The organism is Neotabrizicola shimadae, assembly GCF_019623905.1.
GTDB classification, from domain to species: domain Bacteria; phylum Pseudomonadota; class Alphaproteobacteria; order Rhodobacterales; family Rhodobacteraceae; genus Neotabrizicola; species Neotabrizicola shimadae.
In genome coordinates this window covers 715,041-737,303 of the sequence record NZ_CP069370.1, presented here as the reverse complement: position 1 = coordinate 737,303, position 22,263 = coordinate 715,041, and the positions used below count along the sequence as shown (strand labels likewise).

Genomic DNA, 22,263 nt, shown 5'->3' with positions numbered 1-22,263 from the left:
CCGGTCCGGCCCGTCTCAGGCCCTGGGATGCGCCTGCTCATAGACTTCCATCAACCGGGCGGCGTCAACTGCCGTATAGCCCTGCGTGGTGGAAAGCGAGGCATGGCCCAGCAGTTCCTGAATCGCCCGCAGATCACCCCCCGCCGCCAGAAGATGCGTCGCAAAGCTGTGGCGCAGCGCATGGGGCGTGGCGCTGGCCGGCAGGCCAAGCCGCGCCCGCGCCTTCTCCATCGCCAGGGCCACCAGCCGCGGGTTCAGCGCCCCTCCCCGCACACCGCGAAACAGCGGCTCGCCAGCCGTCATCTCATGCGGGCAGGCTGCGACATAGGCCGTCACCGCCGCCCGTGCGGCGGGCAGAACGGGCACCAGCCGTTCCTTGCCACCCTTGCCGCGGATGCGCAGCACCTCGGGCAAGGGATGATCGGCCCCGGTCAGCGACAGCGCTTCCGAAATCCGCAGGCCCGAACCATAAAGCAGCGTCACCACCGCCGTATCGCGCGCCGCCACCCAGGGCAGCCGCGCCCCCTCGCCCACGTCGTCCAGCATGGCGCGCGCCCCGTCCTCCGACAGGGGCCGCGGCAGGCGCCGCTTCAGCTTCGGCCCGCGCGCCGACAGCACCGCAGTGGCATCCGCGCCCGACCGGTCCGCAGCCCAGGCTGTAAAGGTCTTTACCGCCGACAACGCCCGCGCCAGCGACCGCGCTCCCAGGCCCCGGTCCCGCTCATGCGCCATCCAGGCCCGCAGGTCGGCCACCGGCAGCGCCGCCAGCGGCGCCACCCCCTCGGTGCCGCCGCGATGGCGCGCCATGAACCCCAGATACCGCGCCACATCGGCGCCATAGGCGCGGATCGTGTTCTCTGACGCCCCGTCCAGCGCGCGCAGATGCGCAAGCCAGTCCGCCAGCGCCGCCGAGACCTCGGGCGACAGAAGCACAGGCGTCGTCAGCCCAGCCAACGCCGCATCATCCGTTCAAAGACCCCGCCGAAAAAGGCCAGAAGGTCAGAGCCTTGCGTCGGCCGGAACAGATGCGGATCCTCCGCCCCCAGAACCAGAAGCCCCGGCAGCCGGCCCTTGCCCAGGTCCAGCCGCAGCAAGGCCTCCGACCGCACCCATGCCGCCCGCTCGCCATACAGCCCGTCGCCTTCGGGCAGGGTCTGGCGCAGCGTCACCGCCCGGAACGGCGTGTTGCGCCCGGCCGCGATATAGCCTTCGATGAAGCCGGGCTCCATGATGCGCAGCGCCGGCCCCAGCCGGCTCAGCGCCGGATCGTCCCCGCCGCCGGCCGATTCCAGCACCAGCCGCACGCAATCCACCCTCAGGATGCCTGCCACCTCCGCGCCAAGCGCAGTCAGGAACCCCTCAAAGCTCGTCTGGTCCAGAAGCGTCAGCACCGCCCGGTGAATCTGGTTCGTGCCCGCCAGGTTCTCGTAGGCCGCCGCGATGACGGACCGGTGGGTATCCTCCAGCCGGTCCAGCCGCGCGCCCATCCGCTCCATGGCGATGCCGCGCAGGTCAATGACATTGGCCCCCATCGCGCGCTCGTTGGCGGCAATCAGCGCCTCCATCACGTCGCGGTCGTCCAGCAATACTTCAGGTTCCGCAATGATGCGGTCGCGCATGTCCTGGTCGATCATACCGTCCTGCTCGTTTCCTTAGGGGTCTCTTGCCGGACCCCATCCGGTGATTTGCAGGCAACCATAACAGGCCACCAAGACGGATTCCGCATTTTTCTTCGCACCAGCACGGGCTTGCACGGCGTTGTTGCAGCAAAGCACGAGTGCCCCCGCCCCATGCCTTTCCGATGTGCCCACGCGCGCTTCACGCAGGGTTCACGCGGGGCTGGTTTCGTAAGCCATGCCCGGCCCGAGAAGGTCCCAGCCGGTCATGCCCGGTTCGGGCCTTTGCCCCAAACGGCAAAGGTCCGAACCGGACTGCCAGGTTGCCCCGATCCCTCTCAGCACGAGCGCATTTCATGACCGACACAGTTCATTCCCTGCCCCGCCCCATTGCCGCGATCATGGCCCTCGCCGGGCTCTGCCTTGGCGGCGCGCCCTCCGCCTCGGCCGCCTGCATCGACCTGCGGCTGATCCTGGCCATCGACAGTTCCGGCAGCATCGACGCCGCCGAATATGCGCTTCAGATCGAAGGCTACGCCCTGGCGCTGCGCGACCCGCGCGTTCTGCGCGCCATCGACGGCGCCGGGCAGGTCGAAATCGGCGTGATCCTCTGGGCCGACAATGACACGCCCCTCGTCGTGTTGCCGCCGCGCCGCGTGGATGAAGGCGACGGACTGGAAACCCTGGTGCAGGACCTTGCCACGTCCGGCCGGGCTGCGCAGGGCAGCACCGGGATCGGTCGCGCCATCGACGCTGCGGCCACCCTCGCCGATCAGGGCGCCTGCGCCCGGCGACGGGTGATCGACGTGTCGGGCGACGGCCGAGAATCCCGCCGCCCCCGCCCCGTCAGCTTCCTGCCCCTGTGGCTGGCGCGGCAACGGGTCCAGGCGCTCGGCATCACCGTGAACGGCCTCAGCATCGGCGGCGAAGACCGAATGATCCGCGACTACTACCTGAACGAGGTGATCACCGGCCCCGATGCCTTCGCCATGCATGTCGATGACTGGACCGGCTTCGCCGTCGCCATCCGCGACAAGCTCATGCGGGAAATCCGGCTGCCGCAGATGGCAAGCGCCGACTGACGGCAGCCGGAAAGCGGGGTCAGACGATTTTCTGACCGGTCTTCGCCCAGTCCTTCAGGAACTGGTCCAGACCCTTGTCGGTCAGCGGGTGGCTCGCCAGCGACTTGATGACATTCGGCGGCGCGGTGATCACATCCGCGCCGATCAGCGCGCATTGGGTGACATGGTTCACCGTGCGGATCGAGGCGGCCAGGATCTCGGTCTTGAAATCGTAGTTGTCATAGACGGTGCGGATGTCGCCGATCAGCTCCATACCGTCCATGTTGATGTCGTCCAGCCGGCCCACGAAGGGCGAGATGAAGGTGGCCCCCGCCTTGGCGGCGATCAGCGCCTGGTTGACGCTGAAGCACAGGGTCACGTTCACCATGAAACCCTCGCCCGACAGCACCTTGCAGGTCTTCAGCCCGTCCCAGGTCAAGGGCACCTTCACCGCGATGTTCGGCGCGATGGCGGCCAGCTTGCGGCCCTCGGCGATCATGTCCTCGGACTTGGTGGCGACCACTTCCGCCGACACGGGGCCGGGAACGATCGAACAGATTTCCTTGGTGACTTCCAGGATGTCGCGGCCCGATTTCAGGATCAGCGACGGATTGGTGGTCACGCCATCCACCATGCCCAGGGCGTGAAGCTCGGCAATCGCCTCGACTTCGGCGGTATCGACAAAGAATTTCATGGATGCTGTTCCTCTAGGCGGTTGCGGCCGGACGCCCCCGCGTTTACCCCAAAGGTTCCCCGAACGAAAGGCGGATGCGAGCGCTCACATGGCCGACCGGACCTATGCCACGGGCGATCTGGTCGGCGTGCTGACCACCGAGCCGCTTGGCCGGATCCTGGATTACCGCGCCCCCGATGGCGGCTGCGGCGACGGCGATTTCGTCGAGGTGCCGCTTGGCCCGCGCAAGGTGCTGGGTGTGGTCTGGGGCCCCGGCCGCGGCGATTTCGACCCTGCGAAGGTCCGCCCGGTCTCGCGCCTCCTCGACGCCCGGCCCATGCGCGCCGAACTCCGCGCCTTCCTCACCCGCGCCGCCGACTACACGCTGACGCCGCTCCCCGCCATGCTGCGGCTCGCCACCCGCGCCCCCGGCCTCTTCGACCCGCCCGCCATGCGCCGCATCCTGCGCCCTGGTGCGGGCGACCCCACCCGCATGACAGAGGCCCGCGCCCGCGTGCTGGATGCGCTGGCGGCCTTCGGCGGCGCCCCGGTCACGCAAGCGGAGCTTTGCGCCGAAGCCGGCGTCACCCCCGGCGTCATCAAGGGCCTCGTGGCGCAGGGCGCCATCCGCGAGGAAGAAGCCCCCCGCGACCTGCCCTACCCGCCCCTCGACCCCGCCGGCGGCCGCCTCGTCGGCGCGCAAATCCCCGCCGCCGACCACCTGGTCGCCGCCGTGGCCCAGGCCGGCTTTTCCGCCACGCTCCTGAAGGGCGTCACCGGCTCCGGCAAGACCGAGGTCTATCTGGAAGCCGTGGCCGAAGCGATCCGCGCCGGCCGCCAGGCCCTTGTCCTCTTGCCCGAAATCGCGCTCACCGCCGATTTCCTCACCCGCGTCCAGGCCCGCTTCGGCGCCCGCCCCGGCGAATGGCACTCGGGCGTCACCTCCACCGAACGCCGCCGCCTGTGGAAGATGGCGGCCGAGGGCGGCGTGCAGATGGTCGTCGGCGCCCGCTCCGCCCTGTTCCTGCCCTTCCAGGACCTCGCCCTGATCGTCGTCGACGAAGAACATGACACCTCCTACAAGCAGGAGGAAGGCGTTCTCTACAACGCCCGCGACATGGCCGTCCTGCGCGCCTCCATCACCGGCTGCCCCGTCGTCCTCGCTTCAGCTACCCCCTCGCTGGAGACCTGGGTCAATGCCGACCAGGGCCGCTACCACCGCATCGACCTGCCCGCCCGCTTCGGCGAGGCGGTGCTGCCCGACCTGCGCACCATCGACATGCGCGCAGAAAAACTGGACGCCAACCGCTGGATCTCCGCCCCCCTCGCCCAGGCCATCCAGGACCGCATGGCAAAGGGCGAACAGTCGCTCCTCTTCCTCAACCGCCGCGGCTACGCCCCGGTCACGCTCTGCCGCGCCTGCGGCAACCAGGTCGGCTGCGACCACTGCGATGCCCGCATGGTCGAACACCGCTTTCTCAAACGCCTCGTCTGCCACCAGTGCGGCGCCACGAAACCCATCCCCCAGGCCTGCCCCTCCTGCGGCGCCGAAGGCCGAATGGCCGCCGTCGGCCCCGGCGTCGAACGCCTGGCCGAGGAAGTGGCCGCCCGCTTCCCCGAGGCGCGCACCGCCATCCTCTCCTCCGACCTCTTCGGCTCGGCCCGCGCGCTGAAAGAGCAGATCGAGACGATTGCCGAAGGCGGCGCCGATATCGTTATCGGCACCCAGATCGTCGCCAAGGGCCACAACTTCCCGCTTCTCACCCTCGTCGGCGTCATCGACGCCGATCTCGGCCTGCAAGGCTCCGACCTGCGCGCCGCCGAACGCACCTTCCAGCTCATGCGCCAGGTCTCGGGCCGCGCCGGCCGCGCCGAAAAGCCCGGCCTCGCGCTTCTGCAGACCCACCAGCCAGAACATCCCGTGATCCGCGCCATCCTGGGCGGCGAGGAAGATGCCTTCTGGCGTGCTGAGGCCGCAGGCCGCCGCGCCGCCGGCACCCCGCCCTTCGGCCGGCTCGCCGGCATCATCCTGTCCTCGCCCGACCTCGCCCAGGTCTTCGACACGGCAAACGACCTCGCCCGCCGCTCAGAACCGCTCACCCGCATCGGCGCCCAGGTCTTCGGCCCCGCCCCGGCCCCCATCGCCCGCGTCCGCGGCCGCCACCGCGTGCGGCTCCTGGTCAAGGCCGAACGCACCACCGCCCTGCAATCCGCCCTGGCCGAATGGGTGGGCCAGATCCGCCTGCCCGCCAACCTGCGGCTCGCCATCGACATCGACCCGCAAAGTTTCCTGTGAACACCCCGCCCGTGGCTTAGGAAACGCCTAACCCACGATACCGCTTTCCCTGCTTTATCCTTCGCCCTGACCGATGCAGGATCGGGCAGCGAACAGGAATGTCCGGCCAGACCCAGCCCCGCTGCGCTCAGGATGCGCCTTCGGTGCAGACAAGGCCCGGCATTTCCGCCAGCATGACACGGCCAATGTCACAGCCGAGGGAACCATGACCCGCCACGACACCGCCCTGACCCCGCTGGACGAGCTGCGCGCCAATGTCGCCCAGCCTTTCGAACGTGCCCGCGCCATGCCGAAATCGGTCTACACATCGCCCGAATTCGAACAGGCCGAACAGCGCCACATCTTCGCGCGCGAATGGCTCTGCGCCGGCCGCGCCGATGCGCTGAAAGAGCCGGGCGATTACATGACGATGGAAATCGCGGGCGAACCCGTCATCATCCTGCGCGACCGCGACGGCGCCCTGCGCGGCCTGTCCAACGTCTGCCGCCACCGCATGTCCACCCTGCTCGAAGGCCGCGGCTCGGTGCGCAGCATCGTCTGCCCCTACCACGCCTGGACCTACAACCTCGACGGCAGCCTCCGCGGCGCCCCGGCCATGTCGCTCAACGAAGGCTTCTGCAAGACCGACGTGGCCCTGCCGCAGGTCCGCGTCGCCGACTGGCTGGGCTGGATCATGGTCACGCTGAACCCCGATGCCCCCGACCCGGCCCTCGCCCTGAAGGATGTCGAAAACCTGGTGGGCTACCTCGACATGGCCAACTACCAGGAACACTTCCGGCAAGAGTTCCGCTGGCACACCAACTGGAAGGTGCTGGCCGAGAATTTCATGGAAAGCTACCACCTGCCGGTCTGCCATGCCGAAACCATCGGCGGCACGGTGGACCTCATGAAAATGACCTGCCCCGAAGGCTTTCCCACCTTCAACTACCACTGGATCGTCAAGAACGACAGCCTGCCCCTGACGCTAGCCCATCCCTCGAACACTCGGCTCCAGGGCGACGAACGCCGCATCACCTGGCTCTTGTCGATCTATCCGGGCCTCTTCATCACGCTCACGCCCGGCTATTTCTGGTATCTCAGCCTCACACCCGACGGGCCGGGCCATGTGAAGGTGCTCTACGGCGGCGGCATGAGCGCCGACTGGTGCGCCGACCCCGAGGCCAGCCGCCATCTCGACCAGCTTCGCCTGCTGCTGGATGACGTCAATCTCGAAGACAAGGGCTGCGTCGAACGGGTCTATCGCGGCCTCTGCGCCGGCCTGTCCGAACCCGGCGCGCTCAGCCACCTCGAACGCCCGAACTTCGAATTCGCGCAATACATCGCCAGCCGGATGCCCTGATCCGGCACCCCTTTCTGACAAGACCGAAGGACGTCATGGCCCATACCCGCCACCGCAAGTTCAACACCCGCGACACCTACCCCGAACAGAAGCTCGACAACGACCTCTGCCAGGCCGTGGTGGCGCGCGGCACCACGATCTTCCTGCGCGGCCAGTGCCCGCAGGATCTGGATACCGCGAAGAACATCAACAGCCACGACCCGGTGGAACAGACCCACAAGGTCATGCAGAACATCCGCCAGCTGATCGAGGAATGCGGTGGCCAGATGGAGCATCTGTGCAAGGTGGTGGTCTATCTGACCGATGTGCGCCACCGCGAGGCGGTCTATCGCACCATGGGCGAATACATCCGCGGCGTGCATCCGGTCTCGACGGGCGTGGTCGTCACCGCACTCGCCCGCCCCGACTGGCTTGTGGAGATCGACGCCACCGCCGTCATCCCCGACTGACCCGCCCTGCCCTGAACCTGCACTGAACCAGCACCGGCCGCCCGAGGTTCACACCCCAGGCGGCAGGGCAATCCAAGAGCCACCATGACCTTCTCGCTTCTCGCCCGTTGCCCTGAGACCGGCCGCTTCGGCATGGTGATCTCGTCCTCCTCGCCCGCCGTGGCCGCGCGTTGCGCCCATGCGCGGGCCGGGGTGGGCGTTGCGGCCAGCCAGAACATCACCGATCCCGCGCTTGGTCCGGCGCTGCTGGATGCGCTGGCGCGCGGACGGTCAGCGCCCGAAGCCATGGCCGAGGTGACGGCCATCGCGCCGCATATCCAGTATCGCCAGCTTCTCTGCGTCGATGCCGCCGGGCGCACCGCCCATTGGTCGGGGGAACGGATCCTCGGCACCTGGGGCGTGGCCGAAGGCGATGGCGCCGTGGCCGGCGGCAATCTTCTGGCCCATGACGGCGTTCCTGCCGCGATGGTCGCGGGCTTTGCCGCCGCGCGGGGCGACCTCGGCGACCGGCTGGTCGCGGCGCTGCGCGCCGGGCGTGATGCCGGGGGCGAGGCCGGGCCGGTCCATTCCGCCGGCCTCCTGATGGTCGATGCGGCAAGCTGGCCCGTGGCCAGCCTGCGCTGTGACTGGCTGGACCAAGGCTGCCCGATCGAAGCCGTCGCCCGCGCCTGGGATGTCTATGCCCCGCAGATGGCGGCCTATGTCCAGCGCGCGATGGACCCACGCGAGGCGCCCTCCTACGGTGTGCCCGGCGACGAATAGCGCCGCTTCCGTCCGCGCTCCGGCGCGGCTAGTCTCGCCCCCCATGCCCCTGCGCTTCACGCTTCGCCAGCTGGAATACCTGATCGCCGTCGCCGACACCGGCTCGGTCACGCTTGCCGCCGAGCGGGTGAATGTCTCCGCCCCCTCCGTTTCCGCCGCCATCGCGCAGCTGGAAGAAGGCTTCGGCCTGCAGCTCTTCGTGCGCCGCCATGCCCAGGGCCTGTCGCTGACCGAGGCCGGCCGCCAGTTCGTCGCCGCCGCGCGCCCGGTCCTGGGGGCCGCCGCCGGCCTCACCGACCGCGCGGCCGACATCGCTGGCCGGGTGGCCGGCCCCCTGGGCGTGGGCTGCCTCGTCACCTTCGCCCAGGTCGTGCTGCCGCGCCTGCGCGCCGAATTCCGCGACCGCTTCCCCGAGGTGGAGTTCCGCCAGGCCGAACACGATCAGGCCGCCCTGTTCGAGGAACTGCGCGCCGGCCGGCTCGACCTCGCCCTGACCTACGACCTCGGCCTTCCGCCCGAGCTCACCTTCCTGCCGCTCCTGTCGCTGCCGCCCCACGCGCTCCTGCCCCCCGGCCACCCGCTGACCGGCCGGCAAGCCGTCACCATGGCCGACCTCGCCCCCGAACCCATGGTGCTGCTCGACCTGCCCTTCTCGACCGACTATTTCCTCGGCCTCTTCACCGCCCACAAGCTCCGCCCCCGCGTGACCGAGCGCACCACCGACATGGGCGTGATGCGATCCATGGTCGCGCGCGGCTTCGGCTATTCCATCGCCAACATCCGCCTCGCCACCGACCTTGCCCCGGACGGCGGCCGCATTACATGCCGACCCATCGCCGATGCCGCGTCCATCCGCCTTGGCCTCCTGGTCGCCGGCGGAGCAGAGGCGCGCCGCACCGTGCGCGCCTTCATCGACCACTGCCGCGCCACCGTCACCCCCGCCTCCCTGCCGCCCTTCACCCCATGACCGCCCTTCTCGTCGCCCACGGCCAGCCCTCCGACCCCGGACCCGCCGCCCGCGCGCTGGATGCGCTGGCGGCCAAGGTCGCGTCCCACCTGCCCGGCCGCGAGGTCCGCGCCGCCACCCTGGCCGAACCCGGCGCGCTGGCCCGCGCCGTGGCAGGCCCGCCCGGCACCGTCCTGCCGCTCTTCATGGCCTGCGGCTGGTTCTCCGAAACCCACCTGCCCACCCGCCTGGCCCAGGCCGGCGGCGCCGCCTGGCACATCCTGCCCCCCTTGGGCTGCACGCCAGAGGTCCAGGACCTCACCGTCACCCTCGCCGCCGAGGCCGCGGCCGAAGGCGCCACCGCCCTCATACTCGCCGCCCACGGCTCGGGCCGCAGCCCGATGCCCGCCGCCGTCACCCGCCTTGTCGCCAGCCGCGTGTCCCGCGAAACCGCCATCGCCCGCGCCGAGGCCGCTTTCCTCGAACAGGCGCCCCGCCTGTCAGACATAGCGGGCAGCTTCCCTGAAACCACCGTCTGCCTGCCCTGGTTCGCGGCCGAGGGCGGCCATGTCGCCGAAGACCTGCCGGAGCTTCTGGCAGAAGGCGGATTCCGCGGCCGCATCCTTCCGCCCGTCGGGCTCGATCCCCGCCTGCCCGCGCTCATCGCCCGGTTGCTCGCCCGCCAAATGTAAAGCCTGCCAGGTGTAAAGCCTGCCAGGTGTAAAGCCTGCCCTAGGCCGCCGCCTTCAGCGCCGCCAGGCCGTCGCGCCACATCTCGGGCAGGCCCTCGGCCAGCGCCGCTGCCGCCGGCTCGTTGCCGCCCCGCAGCGCAGTCTCCAGCCGCCGCAGCCGGTCCGCCAGCCGCAACAGGCCAAAGCCCGCGCTGCTGCCCGCCAGCCGGTGACAGGCCGCGATGCGTGCCGCCGGCGGCCCCTCGGCCAGCACGGCCAAAGCGGCCATCCCTTCGGATTCCAGCGCCGCCACCAGTTCGGCCAGGCGTGACGGCCCCAGCTGCCGCGACAGCGCCGCCAGAGTCGGCGCATCGGCCTTGGCCGGCAGCGCCGCCGCCGCCCGCGCCACGGCCCGCGCCATCATCGTCTCGGTCACCGGCTTGATCAGGCAATCGTCGATGCCCGCGGCGCGGAACCGCTGCCGATCCTGCGGCAGCGCATGGGCGGTCAGCGCCACGATCCGCGCTCCGCCCGACGGTCCATCGCCCGACCGGATACGCCGCGCCACCTCCACCCCGTCAATGCCCGGCATCGAGATGTCGGTCAGGATCAGGTCGAACGCCCGCGTCTCAGACAGGGCCAGACCCGCCCGTCCGTCCTCCGCCTCCACGACGCGGTGCCCCGCCCCTTCCAGAAGCCGCACGGCAAGCACCCGGTTGATCCGGTTGTCCTCGATCACCAGGACCGACAGCGCCGCAGGCGCCGCCACCGCCGGCATCGCGGGCACTTCCGCCGCGCCGCCTGCTCGTGGCATCGGCACGCGCAGCCAGAACAGGCTCCCCTCCCCCGGCTCGCTTTCAACACCCACGGTGCCGCCCATCGCCCCCGCCAGCCGGCGCGAGATCGCAAGCCCCAACCCCGTGCCCCCCGCGCGGCGGCCATAGCTCGTGTCCAGCGTCACGAAATCCTCGAACACCCGTTCCAGATCCGCCTCGGCAATGCCGTCGCCGGTGTCGATGACGCGAAATTCCACCAGCCCCTCGGCCTCGCCCGGCCCCGGCGGATGCCGTTCCGCCTCCAGCGTGATCGCCCCGTCGCGTGTGAACTTCACCGCATTGCTCAGAAAGTTCAGCAGCACCTGCCGCAACCGCTGCGCATCGCCCCGCACCCGGCCGATCCGCCCCGCGGGATGCGAAAGCGACATGCGGTTGCCCGCCGCCGTTGCCAGCGCCGCCTGGCTCAAGAGGCAATCCTCCATCAACAGGTCGGCATCGAAGGTCTCCGTGGCCGGCACCACGGGCAGCGCCTCCACGCGCGACAGATCCAGCACCGAATTGACGTGGTCCAGCAGTATCTTGCCGGACACCCGCATCATCGACACCAGGTCGCGCTGGTCCGGTCGCAGCGGCGCATCGTCCAGAAGCGCCAGAGAGCCGAGCAGCCCGTTCAGCGGCGTGCGCATCTCGTGGCTCATCACCGCAATGAAATCGGCCTTCGCGCGCTCGCCGGCAAGCGCCCGGTCCCGTGCCTCGCGCAGCGCGTCCTCGTTCTGCCGCCGGTCCGAAATGTCGCGCACAAAGGCCACCGCCACCGAGCCCGACACCAGCCCCGTTGCCGCCAGCGCCACCTCGACCGGCAGGCGCGCGCCATCCTTGCGCGTCACGTCCAGTTCGATACGGAACGGCTCGATCTGGCCGTCCGCCGTCTCGATGGCCCGCCGCGCCAGCGCCAGCCGCTGCAATTCGTCCAGTTCCGGCGGAAAGAACATCGTCATGGCATTTCGCCCGACGACCTCTTCGCGCGCATAGCCGAAGATCCGCTCTGCCGCCGGGTTGAACTCCACGATCCAGCCGCCCCGGTTGGTCACCACGATCGCATCGGCCGAGGTCTTGATGATCGTCTCCAGCCGCAGGTTCGCGGCCTCCACCTCCCGCGCCTGGCGCTGGCCCATACGGTACTGGCGCAGCATCCCCACCAGCAGGGCCGCCATCGCCAGGATCAGAAGGCCGGTCAACACCGCCAGGCTCACAAGCGTGGCCTGTATCCCGGTGCGCCGCTCCTCGGATTGCGCAGCAAATTCCGCCAGCGCCACCAGCGTCATGCGCCGCGTCGCATCGCGCACCCTGGGCAGGTTCTCGGCCAGCGGCGGCAAGGCATCGCGCAGATTGCCGCCTGGACCGTCGATCGCCTTTGCCGTCTCGATCAGAAAGGTCTCGACCATGCTGTAGGGCCGCGAAAACTCGGGGATCTCCAGCAGCGGCCCATAGGTCTCGCTCGACCGGATCAGGTCCATCCGGCTGTACAGGATGTCGAACCACTGGCGCACGGGCGCCAGGTCGGCCTCCGGCCCTGCTTCCTGCGCGGCGGCCACGGCCAGCATCAGCTTCAGCGTCTCGACCTCGCTTTGCAGAACCACCCATTGCGCATTGTCCGAAGCCGAATCCTGCAAGGCGCGCAGCCTGTCGCTCACCTGCAGTGCCAGCAGCACCATGCCCAGCAACAGGGCGGGGATCAGCACCCCCACGATCACCAGCCGCGGCACCCACCGGCTCAGCCGACTGTCCGTCGCCATCCCGCTCCCCACCGCTGCGCCCTGACGGCCAATCCTGCCACGGCGGGCTTAACTTGGCCGGAAATGATGCTAGGGTCGCCGCCGAACAACGGATGCGCCCCCGAATGAAACTGCTGATCGCCGACGACCACGACCTTGTCCGCGAAACCCTGGCAGCCTTTCTTGTTGCCGAAGGCATGTCGATTGTCGACACCGTGGCTTCGCTGGACGATGCGCTGAAGGCCATGGGCGCATCAGCCTATGATCTGGTGCTTCTCGACTATGCCATGCCGGGGATGCGCGGCCTGGCCGGCCTGGCCGAGGCGGTGGACCTTTCGGCCGGGCGCCCGGTCGCGCTCATTTCCGGCACGACCTCGCGCGACCTGGCCGAAGCCGCGCTGAAATCCGGCGCTGCCGGCTTCGTGCCCAAGACGCTCGGGTCCCGCGCCATCGCCGCCGCGATCCGCCACATGGTCTCGGGCGAGGTCTTCGCTCCCATCGGCCTCCTCTCGGACGAGGCCCCGGTGACAGGCGACCTGTCCGCCCTCACCCGGCGCGAGGTCGATGTGTTGCGCGGCCTCTGCCGCGGCCTGTCGAACAAGGAAATCGCCCGCGACCTCGACCTGCAGGAGGTCACGGTGAAGCTCCACGTCAAGACGCTCAGCCGCAAGCTGGACGCCCGCAACCGCACCCACGCCGCCATGATCGCGCGCAGCGCGGGGCTCAGCTGAGGGCTCGGCAAGAGTTAAGTCCAAGTTAAGACGCCCGCGCAACCCTTTGAAATCGTTGCACCGGGAAAGGCGTCCGAGCTCGGACGCCCTCAGACCGTATACAGATACAGGTCGTAGTCCACCTCGGACACCGTCCGCATCACCCGGGCATATTCCGCGGCCTTGATGGCCGTGAAGGTCCGGTGCATGTCCTCGCCCAGGGCCTCCTTCAGGAAGGCCGAATTCTTCGCGGCCTCGATCGCCATCCGCCAATCCACCGGGATCGCCGGCGCATCCTCGCCGCCCTCATAGCCGTTGCCCGTGGTCTCCGGGCCGGGGTCGATCTTGTTCTTCAGCCCGTGCCGGATACCCGCCAGAACCGTGGCGGCCACCAGGTAGGGGTTCGCATCCACCCCAGCTGGGCGATGCTCGATCCGCCGCGCCTTGATATCCCCGGCCGGAATCCGCAGCGCGACCGACCGGTTGTTCACCCCCCAGGTCGGGCTGACCGGCGCATAAGACTGGCTCGCAAACCGCCGCCAGCTGTTGGCATGGGGCGCAAAGACCAGCATCGACTCGCCCATCGTGGCCCGCAGTCCGCCTAAAGCGTGAAGGATGGTCTCGTTCCACTTCCCCTCTGCCGCCTCGACAAAGACGTTCCGCCCCGAAGCGTCCCGCATCGAGACGTGGAAATGCATCCCCGACCCGGCATAGACCTCGTTGGGCTTGGCCATGAAGCAGGCCGTCACCCCATGCAGCCGCGCCTGCATCCGGACGATCCGCTTCAGCCGGATCAGGTCATCCGCCGCCTGCATGACGTCTTCCCGGTAATGCAGGGTCAACTCGTACTGGCCGGGGGCGTATTCCGAGATCATGGTCTCCGCCTTGATCCCCGCCTTCGCTGCCCCGGCATAGATGTCGTTGAAGAGCGGCAGCATCCCGTGCAGGTGGTCCACCGAATAGACCTCGGTCTTGTGGCTCGCCCGCCCGTCCAGCACGTCGGCCGCCGGCTGCACCTTGCCATCCGCCCCGCGCTGGTTCGACAGCAGGAAGAACTCCAGCTCGAACGCCCCCGCCGGATACAGCCCCTCCGCCGCCAGCGCATCCACCTGGGCCTGCAGGGCATGGCGCGGGTCCGAGGTCATCTTGGCGCCCTCCAGGTCGTACATCGACATGAAAAGCTCGCCACGCGGAGGCACGGTGCCGTGCAGCGGCACCAGCGTGCCGGGGATCGGCCAGGCGCGCAGGTCGCCGTCGCCCTGATCCCAGATCAGCCCGGTCTCGTGAACATCCTCGCCGCAGATGTCGAGCCCGAGGATCGAGATCGGAAGATGCCGGCCCGACTTGTACAGAGACAGCAGCTCATGCCGGCGGATGATCTTCCCCCGGCCGATGCCGTTCGAATCGTGCAGCACGATGTCGAAGGCCTCGATCTCGGGGTGGGCGGCAAGGAAGGCCTCGGCTTCGGCAACGGTCGAGCCGGAGGGGCTGGCGGTCAGGGTCATGTCGTTCATCTTCTGCAAAGGGCAGGCATCTCAGCCGAAAAGCTCGGCCATCACATCGTCGAAGGCGGCCACAAGCCGGTCGACCTGCCGTTTTCGCGTGGCTGGGCTGATCAGCATCATGTTGTGGAACGGTGCGATCAGGCAGCCGCGGTTCAACAGCGCCACATGCACCGCCAGCTCCACCTGCGGCACATGGGCGCCCGCCGCCTCGGCCCCATTCTTCAAGGGTCCCGGCGCACAGATGAATTCGACCCGCGCGCCCACGCGCACCACATGCCAGGGCGCCTTGTGCCGCTCGATGGACTTGCGCAGCCCGCGGCTCAGCCGCTCGGCCAGCTTTTCCATGTGCTCATAAGCCTTGGGCGTCATCACCTCGCCCAAGGTCGCCTTCAGGCAGGCGAACTGCATCGGGTTGGCCGAAAGCGTTGTGCCCATGCCGGAATGGCCGCTTTCGCGGTCGGCATTGACCACGCGGTAGCGTTCGGCCACCTCTTCCGTCATGCCCCAGACAGAGGTCGGCATCCCCCCCGCCACGCATTTGCCCACAACGAACATGTCGGGCGACAGCGAATGGACACGGGTGTAACCGCCAAGCCCCGACGAGATCGTATGCGTCTCGTCGATGATGAGAAGCGCCCCGTAGCGCCGCGAGAGCGTCCGCAGTCCGTCATGGAAACCCGCATCCGGCAGCACCATGCAGGAATTGGTCATCACCGGCTCGGTCAGGATCGCGGCCACGTCGCCCTTGGCCAGCGCCGCTTCAACCCCTGCAAGGTCGTTGAACTCCACGCAGACCGCGCCCCCGGTCAGGTCGTTGAACTGGCCCAGAAGGCCGGGGCGGTTGATGGTGTGGCCGGCCTCGTCCAACGTCACCATCGCGTCGTCCACGGTGCCATGATAGCAGCCGTTGAACACCAGGATCTTCGGCCGCCCGGTCACGGCGCGGGCAACGCGGATGGCAAAGCGGTTGGCATCGGTCGCGGTGGTGGCGATCTGCCAGCGGAAATCCCCGAACCGCTCCACCAGAAGCCGCCCGGCCTCCAGCGCCTCTTCGGTTGGCAGCATGTAGGTCAGGCCCCGCCCCGCCTGCCGGCGGATCGCGCGCGCCACCGGCTTCGGGGAATGGCCGAACATGCTGCCGGTATCGCCCAGGCAGAAATCCTCGACCCGGTTGCCGTCGATGTCCACCAGTACCGCGCCCTCGGCCTTGGCGACCAGCGGCAGATGCGGCATCGGCCAGTCCTTCATCCAGTGCAGCGGCACGCCATCCAGATAGACGCCCGCGCCACTGGCCAGCGCGGCCTGGGCCTTGGGATGCGCCTCGGCAAACCGCTTCGCCTCGCGGTCGGCAAGGGCTTCAAGACGGTCGCGGGATACACCGGCAATCAGATCGGTCGGCATGGGGCACTCCTTCGTCTCGCCCTCTATGCCTCGCGATTTGATCAAATTCAAGCGCGACAGAACGGCCCAAGCGCCCTTGCAGTTTCTGTTCCAAGGCGTCCTATGGGGGCTTCACACCCCCGCCGCCACGCCAGCCGCAGGCGCTCCGGCCTGCTCAGCCCTTCACATCCGCCGCGGCCGCGATCACGGCCTCGGCGATGAAATCCAGCTCGTCCCGCGTCAGGCGCACCGGCAGGCGCACGTCGCAGGCCCGCATCAGCATGGCGCGGGTCTTGGGCAGTTCGGGCAGATCACCCAGGAACTGCCAGTTCCAGTAGGCCCGCGCATTGCCCTCCGACAGACCGAAGACCTGGACCGAGACGCCGCGCGCCTTGGCCGCCGCCTGGAAGCCAAGCGCCTGCGCATCGGTCCAGTCGCCCGCCAGGTTGAACTGGATCGAATCGGGCGCGCGCTCTTCCGGCGCCAGGGGTTCGGGCACGCTCAGCCAGGGGCATTCGTTCAGCCGCGCCGCCACGTGATCATGGTTCGCCCGGCCCTTTTCCACCCGTTCCGCCACCAGGGGCAGCTGCGGCCGGATCACCGCCGCCGACAGGTTCTGAAGCCGCTGGTTGTACAAGGGCAGCTTGTTCTGCCAGTGGCCAAAGCTGTTCTGCAGGCCTGGATGCTTCTTCCAGTTCTGCTCATAGGCGCCCGACATGATGACCGCCCGCGCGGCAATCTCGGGATCGTCGGTGATCAGCATCCCGCCTTCGCCCGCATTCACCAGCTTGTAGGACTGGAAGCTGAAGCAGCCGACGCGGCCCAGGGTGCCGATCTTCTTGCCATGCCACAGCGTCCCAAGCGAATGGGCCGCATCCTCGATCACCGGCACGCCGGCCGCGTCGCACAGCGCCATGATCGCATCCATGTCGCTGGTATGCCCGCGCATGTGACTGATCATCACCGCATCCGCACCGGGCAGCTTGGCGGCGAAATCCGCCATGTCCACACGGTAGTTGTCGCCCACCTCCACCAGCACCGGCACACATTCGGCATGGACGATCGAGGACGGCACGGCGGCAAAGGTAAAGGCCGGGATCAGCACCTTCGCCCCCTTGGGCAGATCCAGCGCCTTCAAGGACAGGAACAGTGCGGCCGAACACGAGGCCACCGCCAGCGCGTAGCGCACACCCATCAACTCGGCGAATTCGGCCTCCAGCAGGGCCACCGGCGCCCCTTCCGGCGCGGTGTAACGGAACAGATCGCCCGACATCAGCAGCCGGTCGATCTCGGCCCGGGCGGCCTCCGGGATCGGTTCGGCATCATGGACATTGGGGGCAAGGGTCTGTCCGTCGGGGGCCATGTGCAGCCTTCCTTAATCTGTCTTTTCGGAATGCTGTAAATCACCCCTGCGCGACTCGCCAGTGGCAATCGCATGACGGGCGGATGACGCAACGTCTGCCAGCCGCCCCCCGCTCAGATCAGAAGCCCTGCCGCCCCCTCGCGCCGCAGAAGAAACACCTTCGTCTCGACCCCACCCGCGGCGGAAAATCCGCCCAGGCCCGTGGCTCCCAGCACCCGATGGCAGGGCACGATCACCGGCAGCGGATTGGCCCCGCAGGCCTGACCGACCGCCTGCGCCGGCACGCCAAGCCGCCGGGCAATCGCGCCATAGGTCGTGGTCTCGCCGAAGGGAATGGCCAGCATCGCGCGCTGCACCTCGCCCGTCAGCCCGGCAGACAACGCCAGCGGCAGGTCGAACACCTGCCGCACCCCCGCGAAATACTCGGCCAGTTGCGCCGCCGCCCGGTCCAGCAGGTCCGACCCGCCCTCCGGCTCCGCCCGAGACCAGGTCAGCCGCACCAGCCGCCCCCCGGCCTCTTCCACCAACAGCGGCCCCACCGGCGAGGCGACCGAAATCCTCATGCCCCCCGCCCCTCCGCCAGGGGCCGGAACGCCTCGCGCAACATGTCGGCCAACCCCTCCACCGCGGGCGAGGTCCCCAGAGGGTTGCGCCGCAATATCACCCGGGCCGAGTCGATCATCGGAAATCCGTCCGCAGCCGTCAGCTCGCGGCACCCCGGCGGGATGGTCGAACGCGAGATGGCGACAATGGCCAACCCGTTCGTCACCGCCACCCGCAGGGCGCCGGCATCGTTGCACTCGAAGGCCACGCGCCAGTCGAAACCCTGCATGTCCAGCGACCGCGCCGCAAAGTCGCGCCACCACTCCGACCCGATATAGGTCGCCACCGGCACCGGGCGACGCAGATGCTGGTCATGCGCCGTGGCGGTGGCCCAGATCGTGGGATCCACGCACAAAACCTCGCCTTCGGCGGTATAGGTCCAGTCGTAGATCACCGCGATGTCGATCTCGTCGCGCGCCAGCGCCTCCAGAAGCCGCTCGGTATGGTCGCAGCGCACCGAAACCGCCACATCGGCGTGGCGCTCGTCAAAAGCCGCCAACGCGCGGGGCAGCACCGTGCCGGAATACTCGTCCGGTATGCCCACCCGCACCGGGCCTGACAGCGGCTTTTCCCGCACCGCCTGCGCCGCCTCGTCCAGAAGCGCCACCACGCGACGCGCATAGGGCTCCAGCTGCCGCCCGCGCGGCGTCAGCTCCACCCCGCGCGGCAGCCGGTCAAACAGCGGCTGGCCCAGGCTTTCCTCCAGCCGCTTGATCTGCAGGCTGACGGCCGATTGCGTGCGCGACAACAGATGCGCCGCCGCCGTGACAGACCCGCTGTCCGCCACGGCCAGGAAAGACCGCATCAGGTCGCTTTCAAGCGGCGCTTGCATGAGCCGAACCATAAGTCGAATTCATGTCACCCATCAACTCTATTCGTTTGTCAAATGCCGCTCCCGCACCCATATGCAGGTGGCAAGAAGGAGTACCGCCATGTTGACCCGCCTGATTTCGCTGATGCAGCTGCGCCGCTCGACCGCGTTCCTGCTGGAGCGCGGGGATGACCGGCTTCTGGACGATATCGGTCTCAACCGCGCCGACCTCGAGGCCATGCACCTCGGCCTCGACCCGATGGCCGACCGCGCCAGCCTCCTGCGCCTGCATTCCCTTCCCTCGCGCCGCGCTCTCCCTGTGGCGGCGTAAGGTCTCATCGCGGGGGTCGCCCCCCGGCGCCCCCGCGAGTTTTTCCGTCAAACACACCCAGGCCCCGGCACCTGCCGGGGCCTCGGCGTTTGCGGCTCCCGTCTCGACAGATGCCGCCCCCGGCCTGCGCCGGGGCGGCACCGGTTCAGCCCAGAACCTCGTTGCAGCGTGCGCAGGTGCCGGCGTGCTTGTGGCTGCCCACATCCGGCAGCACCTTCCAGCAGCGCTCGCATTTCTGACCCTCGGCAAGCCTAAACTCGACATACCGAGCATGTGGCAGACTGCCTTGGTGCGAGGGACCTCCGGGTGGTACGCCCTGCTCGATCGTGATCCCTGACGTTATGCAGAAGTCCGCGAAGTCCTTCCCGAACTCTGCTGAGCCGCCGAAATGGTCGAGCATCGCTGCATCGGCGGCGAAATAGACTATCGGATGTGCCTCCAAGCTCGAACCGATGACCTTTTCCTGCCTCTTCGCTTCAAGCTGTTCAGTGACTTCCTTGCGAACTTGACGCTTGTACGCAACGCTGTGCCCCAGCGTCGGATCGAGCCATTCCGCCGGCGTGTCAGGCATATCCACCAGATGCACCGATGAATCTTCTCCCGGGAAGCGGCACAACCAGACTTCCTCCATTGTGAACACCAGAACCGGCGCCAGCCAGGTCACCAGGCGGTGGAACAAGAGGTCCATTACCGTGCGGCAGGACCGCCGCCGCAGCGACGCGGGCGCGTCGCAGTAAAGCGCGTCTTTGCGGACATCGAAGTATAGCGCCGACAGGTCGCTCGTGCAGAAGGTGAACAGCTTCTGGAACACGCCCTGGAAGTCATAGGCCGCATAGCCCGCGCGTACCTCGGCATCCAGTTCCGCCAACCGGTGCAGCACCCAGCGTTCCAGTTCCGGCATCTCGCTCGGGTCCACGCGCTCTGCCTCGGTAAAGCCCGCCAGCGCCCCCAGCATGTAGCGCAGCGTGTTGCGCAGGCGCCGATAGCTGTCGGCCACGCCTTTCAGGATCTCTTTCCCGATGCGCAGGTCGATGGTGTAGTCCGACTGGGCCACCCAAAGCCGCAGGATATCGGCGCCGTATTCGTCGATCACCTGTTGCGGCGCCACGGTGTTGCCAAGCGACTTGGACATCTTCATGCCCTTCTCGTCCAGCGTGAAGCCGTGGGTCAGCACGCCGCGATAGGGCGCACGGCCCTTGGTGCCGCAGGCCTGCAACATCGAGGAATGGAACCATCCCCGATGCTGGTCGGTGCCTTCCAGATACAGGTCGGCCAGCCCGTCCTCGGTCCCGTCCACCCGGTCGCGCAGCACGAAGGCATGGGTGGAGCCCGAGTCGAACCAGACGTCCAGCACGTCGAAGACCTGTTCATAATCGGACGGATCGACGATGCCTTTCAGCACCTCTTCCTTGAATCCTTGCACATACCAGACATCTGCGCCCTTCTCCTCGAAGGCGGCGGCGATGCGGGCGTTCACCTCGGCGTTCCTCAGCAGGAAATCCGCGTCGGTAGGCCTTGCCCCCTTCTTCACGAAACAGGTCAGGGGCACGCCCCAGGCCCGTTGCCGCGACAGCACCCAATCCGGGCGCGCCTCGATCATCGAATGCAGCCGGTTGCGGCCCGTGGCCGGGGTCCAGGTCACAAGCTGGTTGATCGAGTTCAGCGCCCGCTTGCGGATCGTGTCGCCATAGGTGCTCATGCCGTCATCCAGCGACTTGTCGATGGCGACGAACCACTGCGGCGTGTTGCGATAGATCAGCGGCGCCTTCGACCGCCAGCTATGCGGATAGCTGTGCTTCAGCTTGCCCTTGGCCAGCAGCGCGCCGGCATAGGCCAGCTGCTTGATGACGCTGACATTCGCCGGACCTTCCTTGCCATCGGGCTGGATGATCGCCTGCCCGCCGAACAGCGGCAGGTCCGCGCGATAGCTGCCGTCGGGTTCGACGTTGTAGGTCATCGGCAGACCGAACTTCAGCCCCAGCTGATAGTCGTCATCGCCGTGCGAGGGCGCGGTATGCACGAACCCCGTGCCCGCATCCTCGGTCACATGCTCGCCCGGCAGCATGGGCACGTCATAATCCCACTCGCCGTTGCCGCCTTCCACGCCACGGAAGGGGTGGTCAAGAACAAGTCCCCGGAATAGGGAGCCATCGATCCCGCGAACGCGCGTCCACTGCTCGACCTTTGCTGCGGTCTTAACGCTATCCGCAAGCGCGTCGGCGACAAAGATTCGTTCACCGATGAGCGCCGTTGAGTTTTCTCCAACGGAGTCAACGCGGTAAAGGCCATAGGTCACGCCGTCATTGTAGGCTACTGCTCGGTTTTGTGGGATTGTCCACGGGGTCGTTGTCCAGATAACGATCGATGCGTCAGCGAAGTCAGGCGCAAACCTGTTCATCTCGTCAAGTGAAAGCAGGTCATTGACGTGTCTGTCTCCTGGCCAAGTCAGGCCATTCGAGACGGGCACAAGGGCGTCCGGCCGGAAACCCTTGACCTTGAACCGCACCCAGACCTGATGGCTCGTATGGTCGTGGTACTCCACCTCCGCCTCGGCCAAGGCAGTCTTCTCCACCGGCGACCACATCACCGGCTTCGAGCCCTGGTAAAGCGTGCCATTCATCAGGAACTTCATGAACTCCTGCGCGATCACCGCCTCGGCGTGGTAATCCATCGTCAGATAAGGATCGGCCCAGTTGCCTGTCACGCCCAGGCGCTTGAATTCCTCGCGCTGGATGTCGATCCAGCCTTCCGCAAAGCGGCGGCATTCCTGGCGGAAGGCCACCACGTCCACGTCGTCCTTGTTCAACCCCTTGGCGCGATACTGCTCCTCGATCTTCCATTCGATCGGCAGCCCGTGGCAGTCCCAGCCCGGCACATAGCGGGCATCGCGGCCCATCATCTGCTGGCTGCGCACCACCATGTCCTTCAGCACCTTGTTCAGCGCATGGCCGATGTGCAGGTGCCCGTTGGCGTAGGGAGGGCCATCGTGCAGCGTGAAGGGCGCGCGGGCCTGACCCTGCGGCCCCTTCTTCTCGCGCAGGCGGTCATAGACCCCGATGCGCTCCCACCGCGCCAGCCATTCAGGCTCGCGCTGCGGCAGGCCCGCACGCATGGGAAATTCGGTTTCAGGCAGGAAGACGGTCGAACGATAGTCGGGCATGTCGGCGCACATGAGGGCCAGTCCTTCGGAAACAAG

At 68.1% G+C, this 22,263-nt stretch carries 19 protein-coding genes; 9 read left to right on the top strand and 10 right to left on the bottom strand.

The window, feature by feature from the left end:
- Nucleotides 1-15: 15 nt before the first annotated feature.
- Entirely contained in the window at nt 16-945 is a 930-nt protein-coding gene (locus tag JO391_RS03455) for a tyrosine recombinase XerC (protein WP_220664429.1), read from the bottom strand.
- Nucleotides 942-1,634 (bottom strand): DUF484 family protein, encoded by a 693-nt coding sequence (locus JO391_RS03450; RefSeq protein WP_220662809.1) that lies wholly within the window; start codon nt 1,632-1,634, stop codon nt 942-944. The genes JO391_RS03455 and JO391_RS03450 overlap by 4 nt, the downstream gene beginning before the upstream one ends.
- Before the next feature lie 338 nt (nt 1,635-1,972).
- On the opposite strand from JO391_RS03450, the gene JO391_RS03445 reads away from it, so the two are divergent.
- Complete coding sequence (locus JO391_RS03445) at nt 1,973-2,698, top strand: DUF1194 domain-containing protein (RefSeq protein WP_220662808.1); 726 nt, start codon at nt 1,973-1,975, stop codon at nt 2,696-2,698.
- A gap of 19 nt (nt 2,699-2,717) precedes the next feature.
- Here the strand turns inward: JO391_RS03445 and fsa are convergent, their stop codons facing one another.
- Nucleotides 2,718-3,371 carry a fructose-6-phosphate aldolase gene (gene fsa / locus JO391_RS03440; protein ID WP_220662807.1) on the bottom strand — a complete coding sequence of 218 codons (654 nt, stop codon included), beginning with the start codon at nt 3,369-3,371 and terminating at the stop codon, nt 2,718-2,720.
- A gap of 88 nt (nt 3,372-3,459) precedes the next feature.
- Here fsa and JO391_RS03435 point away from each other — a divergent pair, with 88 nt between their 5' ends.
- The 6 genes from JO391_RS03435 (at nt 3,460) to JO391_RS03410 (ending at nt 9,834) form a co-directional block, all read left to right on the top strand.
- Nucleotides 3,460-5,646, top strand: coding sequence for a primosomal protein N' (locus tag JO391_RS03435; protein WP_220662806.1), 2,187 nt, complete (start codon nt 3,460-3,462; stop codon nt 5,644-5,646).
- Between the two features lie 205 nt (nt 5,647-5,851).
- The gene (locus tag JO391_RS03430) at nt 5,852-6,985 is read left to right on the top strand and encodes an aromatic ring-hydroxylating oxygenase subunit alpha (protein ID WP_220662805.1); all 1,134 of its coding nucleotides are present in this window, start codon (nt 5,852-5,854) and stop codon (nt 6,983-6,985) included.
- A gap of 35 nt (nt 6,986-7,020) precedes the next feature.
- A complete protein-coding gene (locus JO391_RS03425) occupies nt 7,021-7,434 on the top strand; it encodes a RidA family protein (protein WP_220662804.1) in 414 nt (137 codons plus the stop codon).
- A gap of 84 nt (nt 7,435-7,518) precedes the next feature.
- Nucleotides 7,519-8,196 carry a DUF1028 domain-containing protein gene (locus JO391_RS03420; RefSeq protein WP_220662803.1) on the top strand — a complete coding sequence of 226 codons (678 nt, stop codon included), beginning with the start codon at nt 7,519-7,521 and terminating at the stop codon, nt 8,194-8,196.
- A gap of 43 nt (nt 8,197-8,239) precedes the next feature.
- Nucleotides 8,240-9,163: a LysR substrate-binding domain-containing protein gene (locus JO391_RS03415; protein WP_220662802.1), complete on the top strand. Its 924-nt coding sequence runs from the start codon at nt 8,240-8,242 to the stop codon at nt 9,161-9,163.
- Complete coding sequence (locus tag JO391_RS03410; protein ID WP_220662801.1) at nt 9,160-9,834, top strand: CbiX/SirB N-terminal domain-containing protein; 675 nt, start codon at nt 9,160-9,162, stop codon at nt 9,832-9,834. Before JO391_RS03415 ends, JO391_RS03410 begins: the two co-directional genes overlap by 4 nt.
- A gap of 40 nt (nt 9,835-9,874) precedes the next feature.
- Here the strand turns inward: JO391_RS03410 and JO391_RS03405 are convergent, their stop codons facing one another.
- Complete coding sequence (locus JO391_RS03405) at nt 9,875-12,385, bottom strand: PAS domain-containing hybrid sensor histidine kinase/response regulator (protein ID WP_220662800.1); 2,511 nt, start codon at nt 12,383-12,385, stop codon at nt 9,875-9,877.
- 104 nt (nt 12,386-12,489) lie between these two features.
- On the opposite strand from JO391_RS03405, the gene JO391_RS03400 reads away from it, so the two are divergent.
- Nucleotides 12,490-13,095, top strand: a complete 606-nt coding sequence (locus tag JO391_RS03400; protein WP_220662799.1) for a response regulator transcription factor — start codon at nt 12,490-12,492, stop codon at nt 13,093-13,095.
- 89 nt (nt 13,096-13,184) lie between these two features.
- Here JO391_RS03400 and JO391_RS03395 read toward each other — a convergent pair whose 3' ends face one another.
- The 5 genes from JO391_RS03395 to JO391_RS03375 all read right to left on the bottom strand — a co-directional run bounded on the left by JO391_RS03395 (nt 13,185) and on the right by JO391_RS03375 (nt 18,757).
- Nucleotides 13,185-14,579 carry a glutamine synthetase family protein gene (locus tag JO391_RS03395; protein WP_220662798.1) on the bottom strand — a complete coding sequence of 465 codons (1,395 nt, stop codon included), beginning with the start codon at nt 14,577-14,579 and terminating at the stop codon, nt 13,185-13,187.
- A 30-nt stretch (nt 14,580-14,609) separates the two neighbouring features.
- Nucleotides 14,610-15,980 carry an aspartate aminotransferase family protein gene (locus tag JO391_RS03390; RefSeq protein WP_220662797.1) on the bottom strand — a complete coding sequence of 457 codons (1,371 nt, stop codon included), beginning with the start codon at nt 15,978-15,980 and terminating at the stop codon, nt 14,610-14,612.
- A 154-nt stretch (nt 15,981-16,134) separates the two neighbouring features.
- Nucleotides 16,135-17,322, bottom strand: coding sequence for a DegT/DnrJ/EryC1/StrS family aminotransferase (locus tag JO391_RS03385; RefSeq protein WP_220662796.1), 1,188 nt, complete (start codon nt 17,320-17,322; stop codon nt 16,135-16,137).
- 113 nt (nt 17,323-17,435) lie between these two features.
- A complete protein-coding gene (locus tag JO391_RS03380) occupies nt 17,436-17,885 on the bottom strand; it encodes a methylated-DNA--[protein]-cysteine S-methyltransferase (RefSeq protein WP_220662795.1) in 450 nt (149 codons plus the stop codon).
- Nucleotides 17,882-18,757: a LysR family transcriptional regulator gene (locus JO391_RS03375; RefSeq protein ID WP_220662794.1), complete on the bottom strand. Its 876-nt coding sequence runs from the start codon at nt 18,755-18,757 to the stop codon at nt 17,882-17,884. Before JO391_RS03375 ends, JO391_RS03380 begins: the two co-directional genes overlap by 4 nt.
- A 100-nt stretch (nt 18,758-18,857) precedes the next feature.
- Here JO391_RS03375 and JO391_RS03370 point away from each other — a divergent pair, with 100 nt between their 5' ends.
- Entirely contained in the window at nt 18,858-19,067 is a 210-nt protein-coding gene (locus tag JO391_RS03370; RefSeq protein WP_220662793.1) for a hypothetical protein, read from the top strand.
- A 145-nt stretch (nt 19,068-19,212) separates the two neighbouring features.
- Here JO391_RS03370 and ileS read toward each other — a convergent pair whose 3' ends face one another.
- Entirely contained in the window at nt 19,213-22,239 is a 3,027-nt protein-coding gene (gene ileS / locus JO391_RS03365; protein WP_220662792.1) for an isoleucine--tRNA ligase, read from the bottom strand.
- Nucleotides 22,240-22,263 lie beyond the last annotated feature (24 nt).

What these genes read in the sequence shown, in the direction of transcription:
- JO391_RS03450 (WP_220662809.1), bottom strand. Translation starts at nt 1,634, where the DNA reads ATGATCGACCAGGACATGCGCGACCGCATCATTGCGGAACCTGAAGTA.
- JO391_RS03445 (WP_220662808.1), top strand. Translation starts at nt 1,973, where the DNA reads ATGACCGACACAGTTCATTCCCTGCCCCGCCCCATTGCCGCGATCATG.
- fsa (WP_220662807.1), bottom strand. Translation starts at nt 3,371, where the DNA reads ATGAAATTCTTTGTCGATACCGCCGAAGTCGAGGCGATTGCCGAGCTT.
- JO391_RS03435 (WP_220662806.1), top strand. Translation starts at nt 3,460, where the DNA reads ATGGCCGACCGGACCTATGCCACGGGCGATCTGGTCGGCGTGCTGACC.
- JO391_RS03430 (WP_220662805.1), top strand. Translation starts at nt 5,852, where the DNA reads ATGACCCGCCACGACACCGCCCTGACCCCGCTGGACGAGCTGCGCGCC.
- JO391_RS03425 (WP_220662804.1), top strand. Translation starts at nt 7,021, where the DNA reads ATGGCCCATACCCGCCACCGCAAGTTCAACACCCGCGACACCTACCCC.
- JO391_RS03420 (WP_220662803.1), top strand. Translation starts at nt 7,519, where the DNA reads ATGACCTTCTCGCTTCTCGCCCGTTGCCCTGAGACCGGCCGCTTCGGC.
- JO391_RS03415 (WP_220662802.1), top strand. Translation starts at nt 8,240, where the DNA reads ATGCCCCTGCGCTTCACGCTTCGCCAGCTGGAATACCTGATCGCCGTC.
- JO391_RS03410 (WP_220662801.1), top strand. Translation starts at nt 9,160, where the DNA reads ATGACCGCCCTTCTCGTCGCCCACGGCCAGCCCTCCGACCCCGGACCC.
- JO391_RS03405 (WP_220662800.1), bottom strand. Translation starts at nt 12,385, where the DNA reads ATGGCGACGGACAGTCGGCTGAGCCGGTGGGTGCCGCGGCTGGTGATC.
- JO391_RS03400 (WP_220662799.1), top strand. Translation starts at nt 12,490, where the DNA reads ATGAAACTGCTGATCGCCGACGACCACGACCTTGTCCGCGAAACCCTG.
- JO391_RS03395 (WP_220662798.1), bottom strand. Translation starts at nt 14,579, where the DNA reads ATGACCCTGACCGCCAGCCCCTCCGGCTCGACCGTTGCCGAAGCCGAG.
- JO391_RS03390 (WP_220662797.1), bottom strand. Translation starts at nt 15,980, where the DNA reads ATGCCGACCGATCTGATTGCCGGTGTATCCCGCGACCGTCTTGAAGCC.
- JO391_RS03385 (WP_220662796.1), bottom strand. Translation starts at nt 17,322, where the DNA reads ATGGCCCCCGACGGACAGACCCTTGCCCCCAATGTCCATGATGCCGAA.
- JO391_RS03380 (WP_220662795.1), bottom strand. Translation starts at nt 17,885, where the DNA reads ATGAGGATTTCGGTCGCCTCGCCGGTGGGGCCGCTGTTGGTGGAAGAG.
- JO391_RS03375 (WP_220662794.1), bottom strand. Translation starts at nt 18,757, where the DNA reads ATGCAAGCGCCGCTTGAAAGCGACCTGATGCGGTCTTTCCTGGCCGTG.
- JO391_RS03370 (WP_220662793.1), top strand. Translation starts at nt 18,858, where the DNA reads ATGTTGACCCGCCTGATTTCGCTGATGCAGCTGCGCCGCTCGACCGCG.
- ileS (WP_220662792.1), bottom strand. Translation starts at nt 22,239, where the DNA reads ATGTGCGCCGACATGCCCGACTATCGTTCGACCGTCTTCCTGCCTGAA.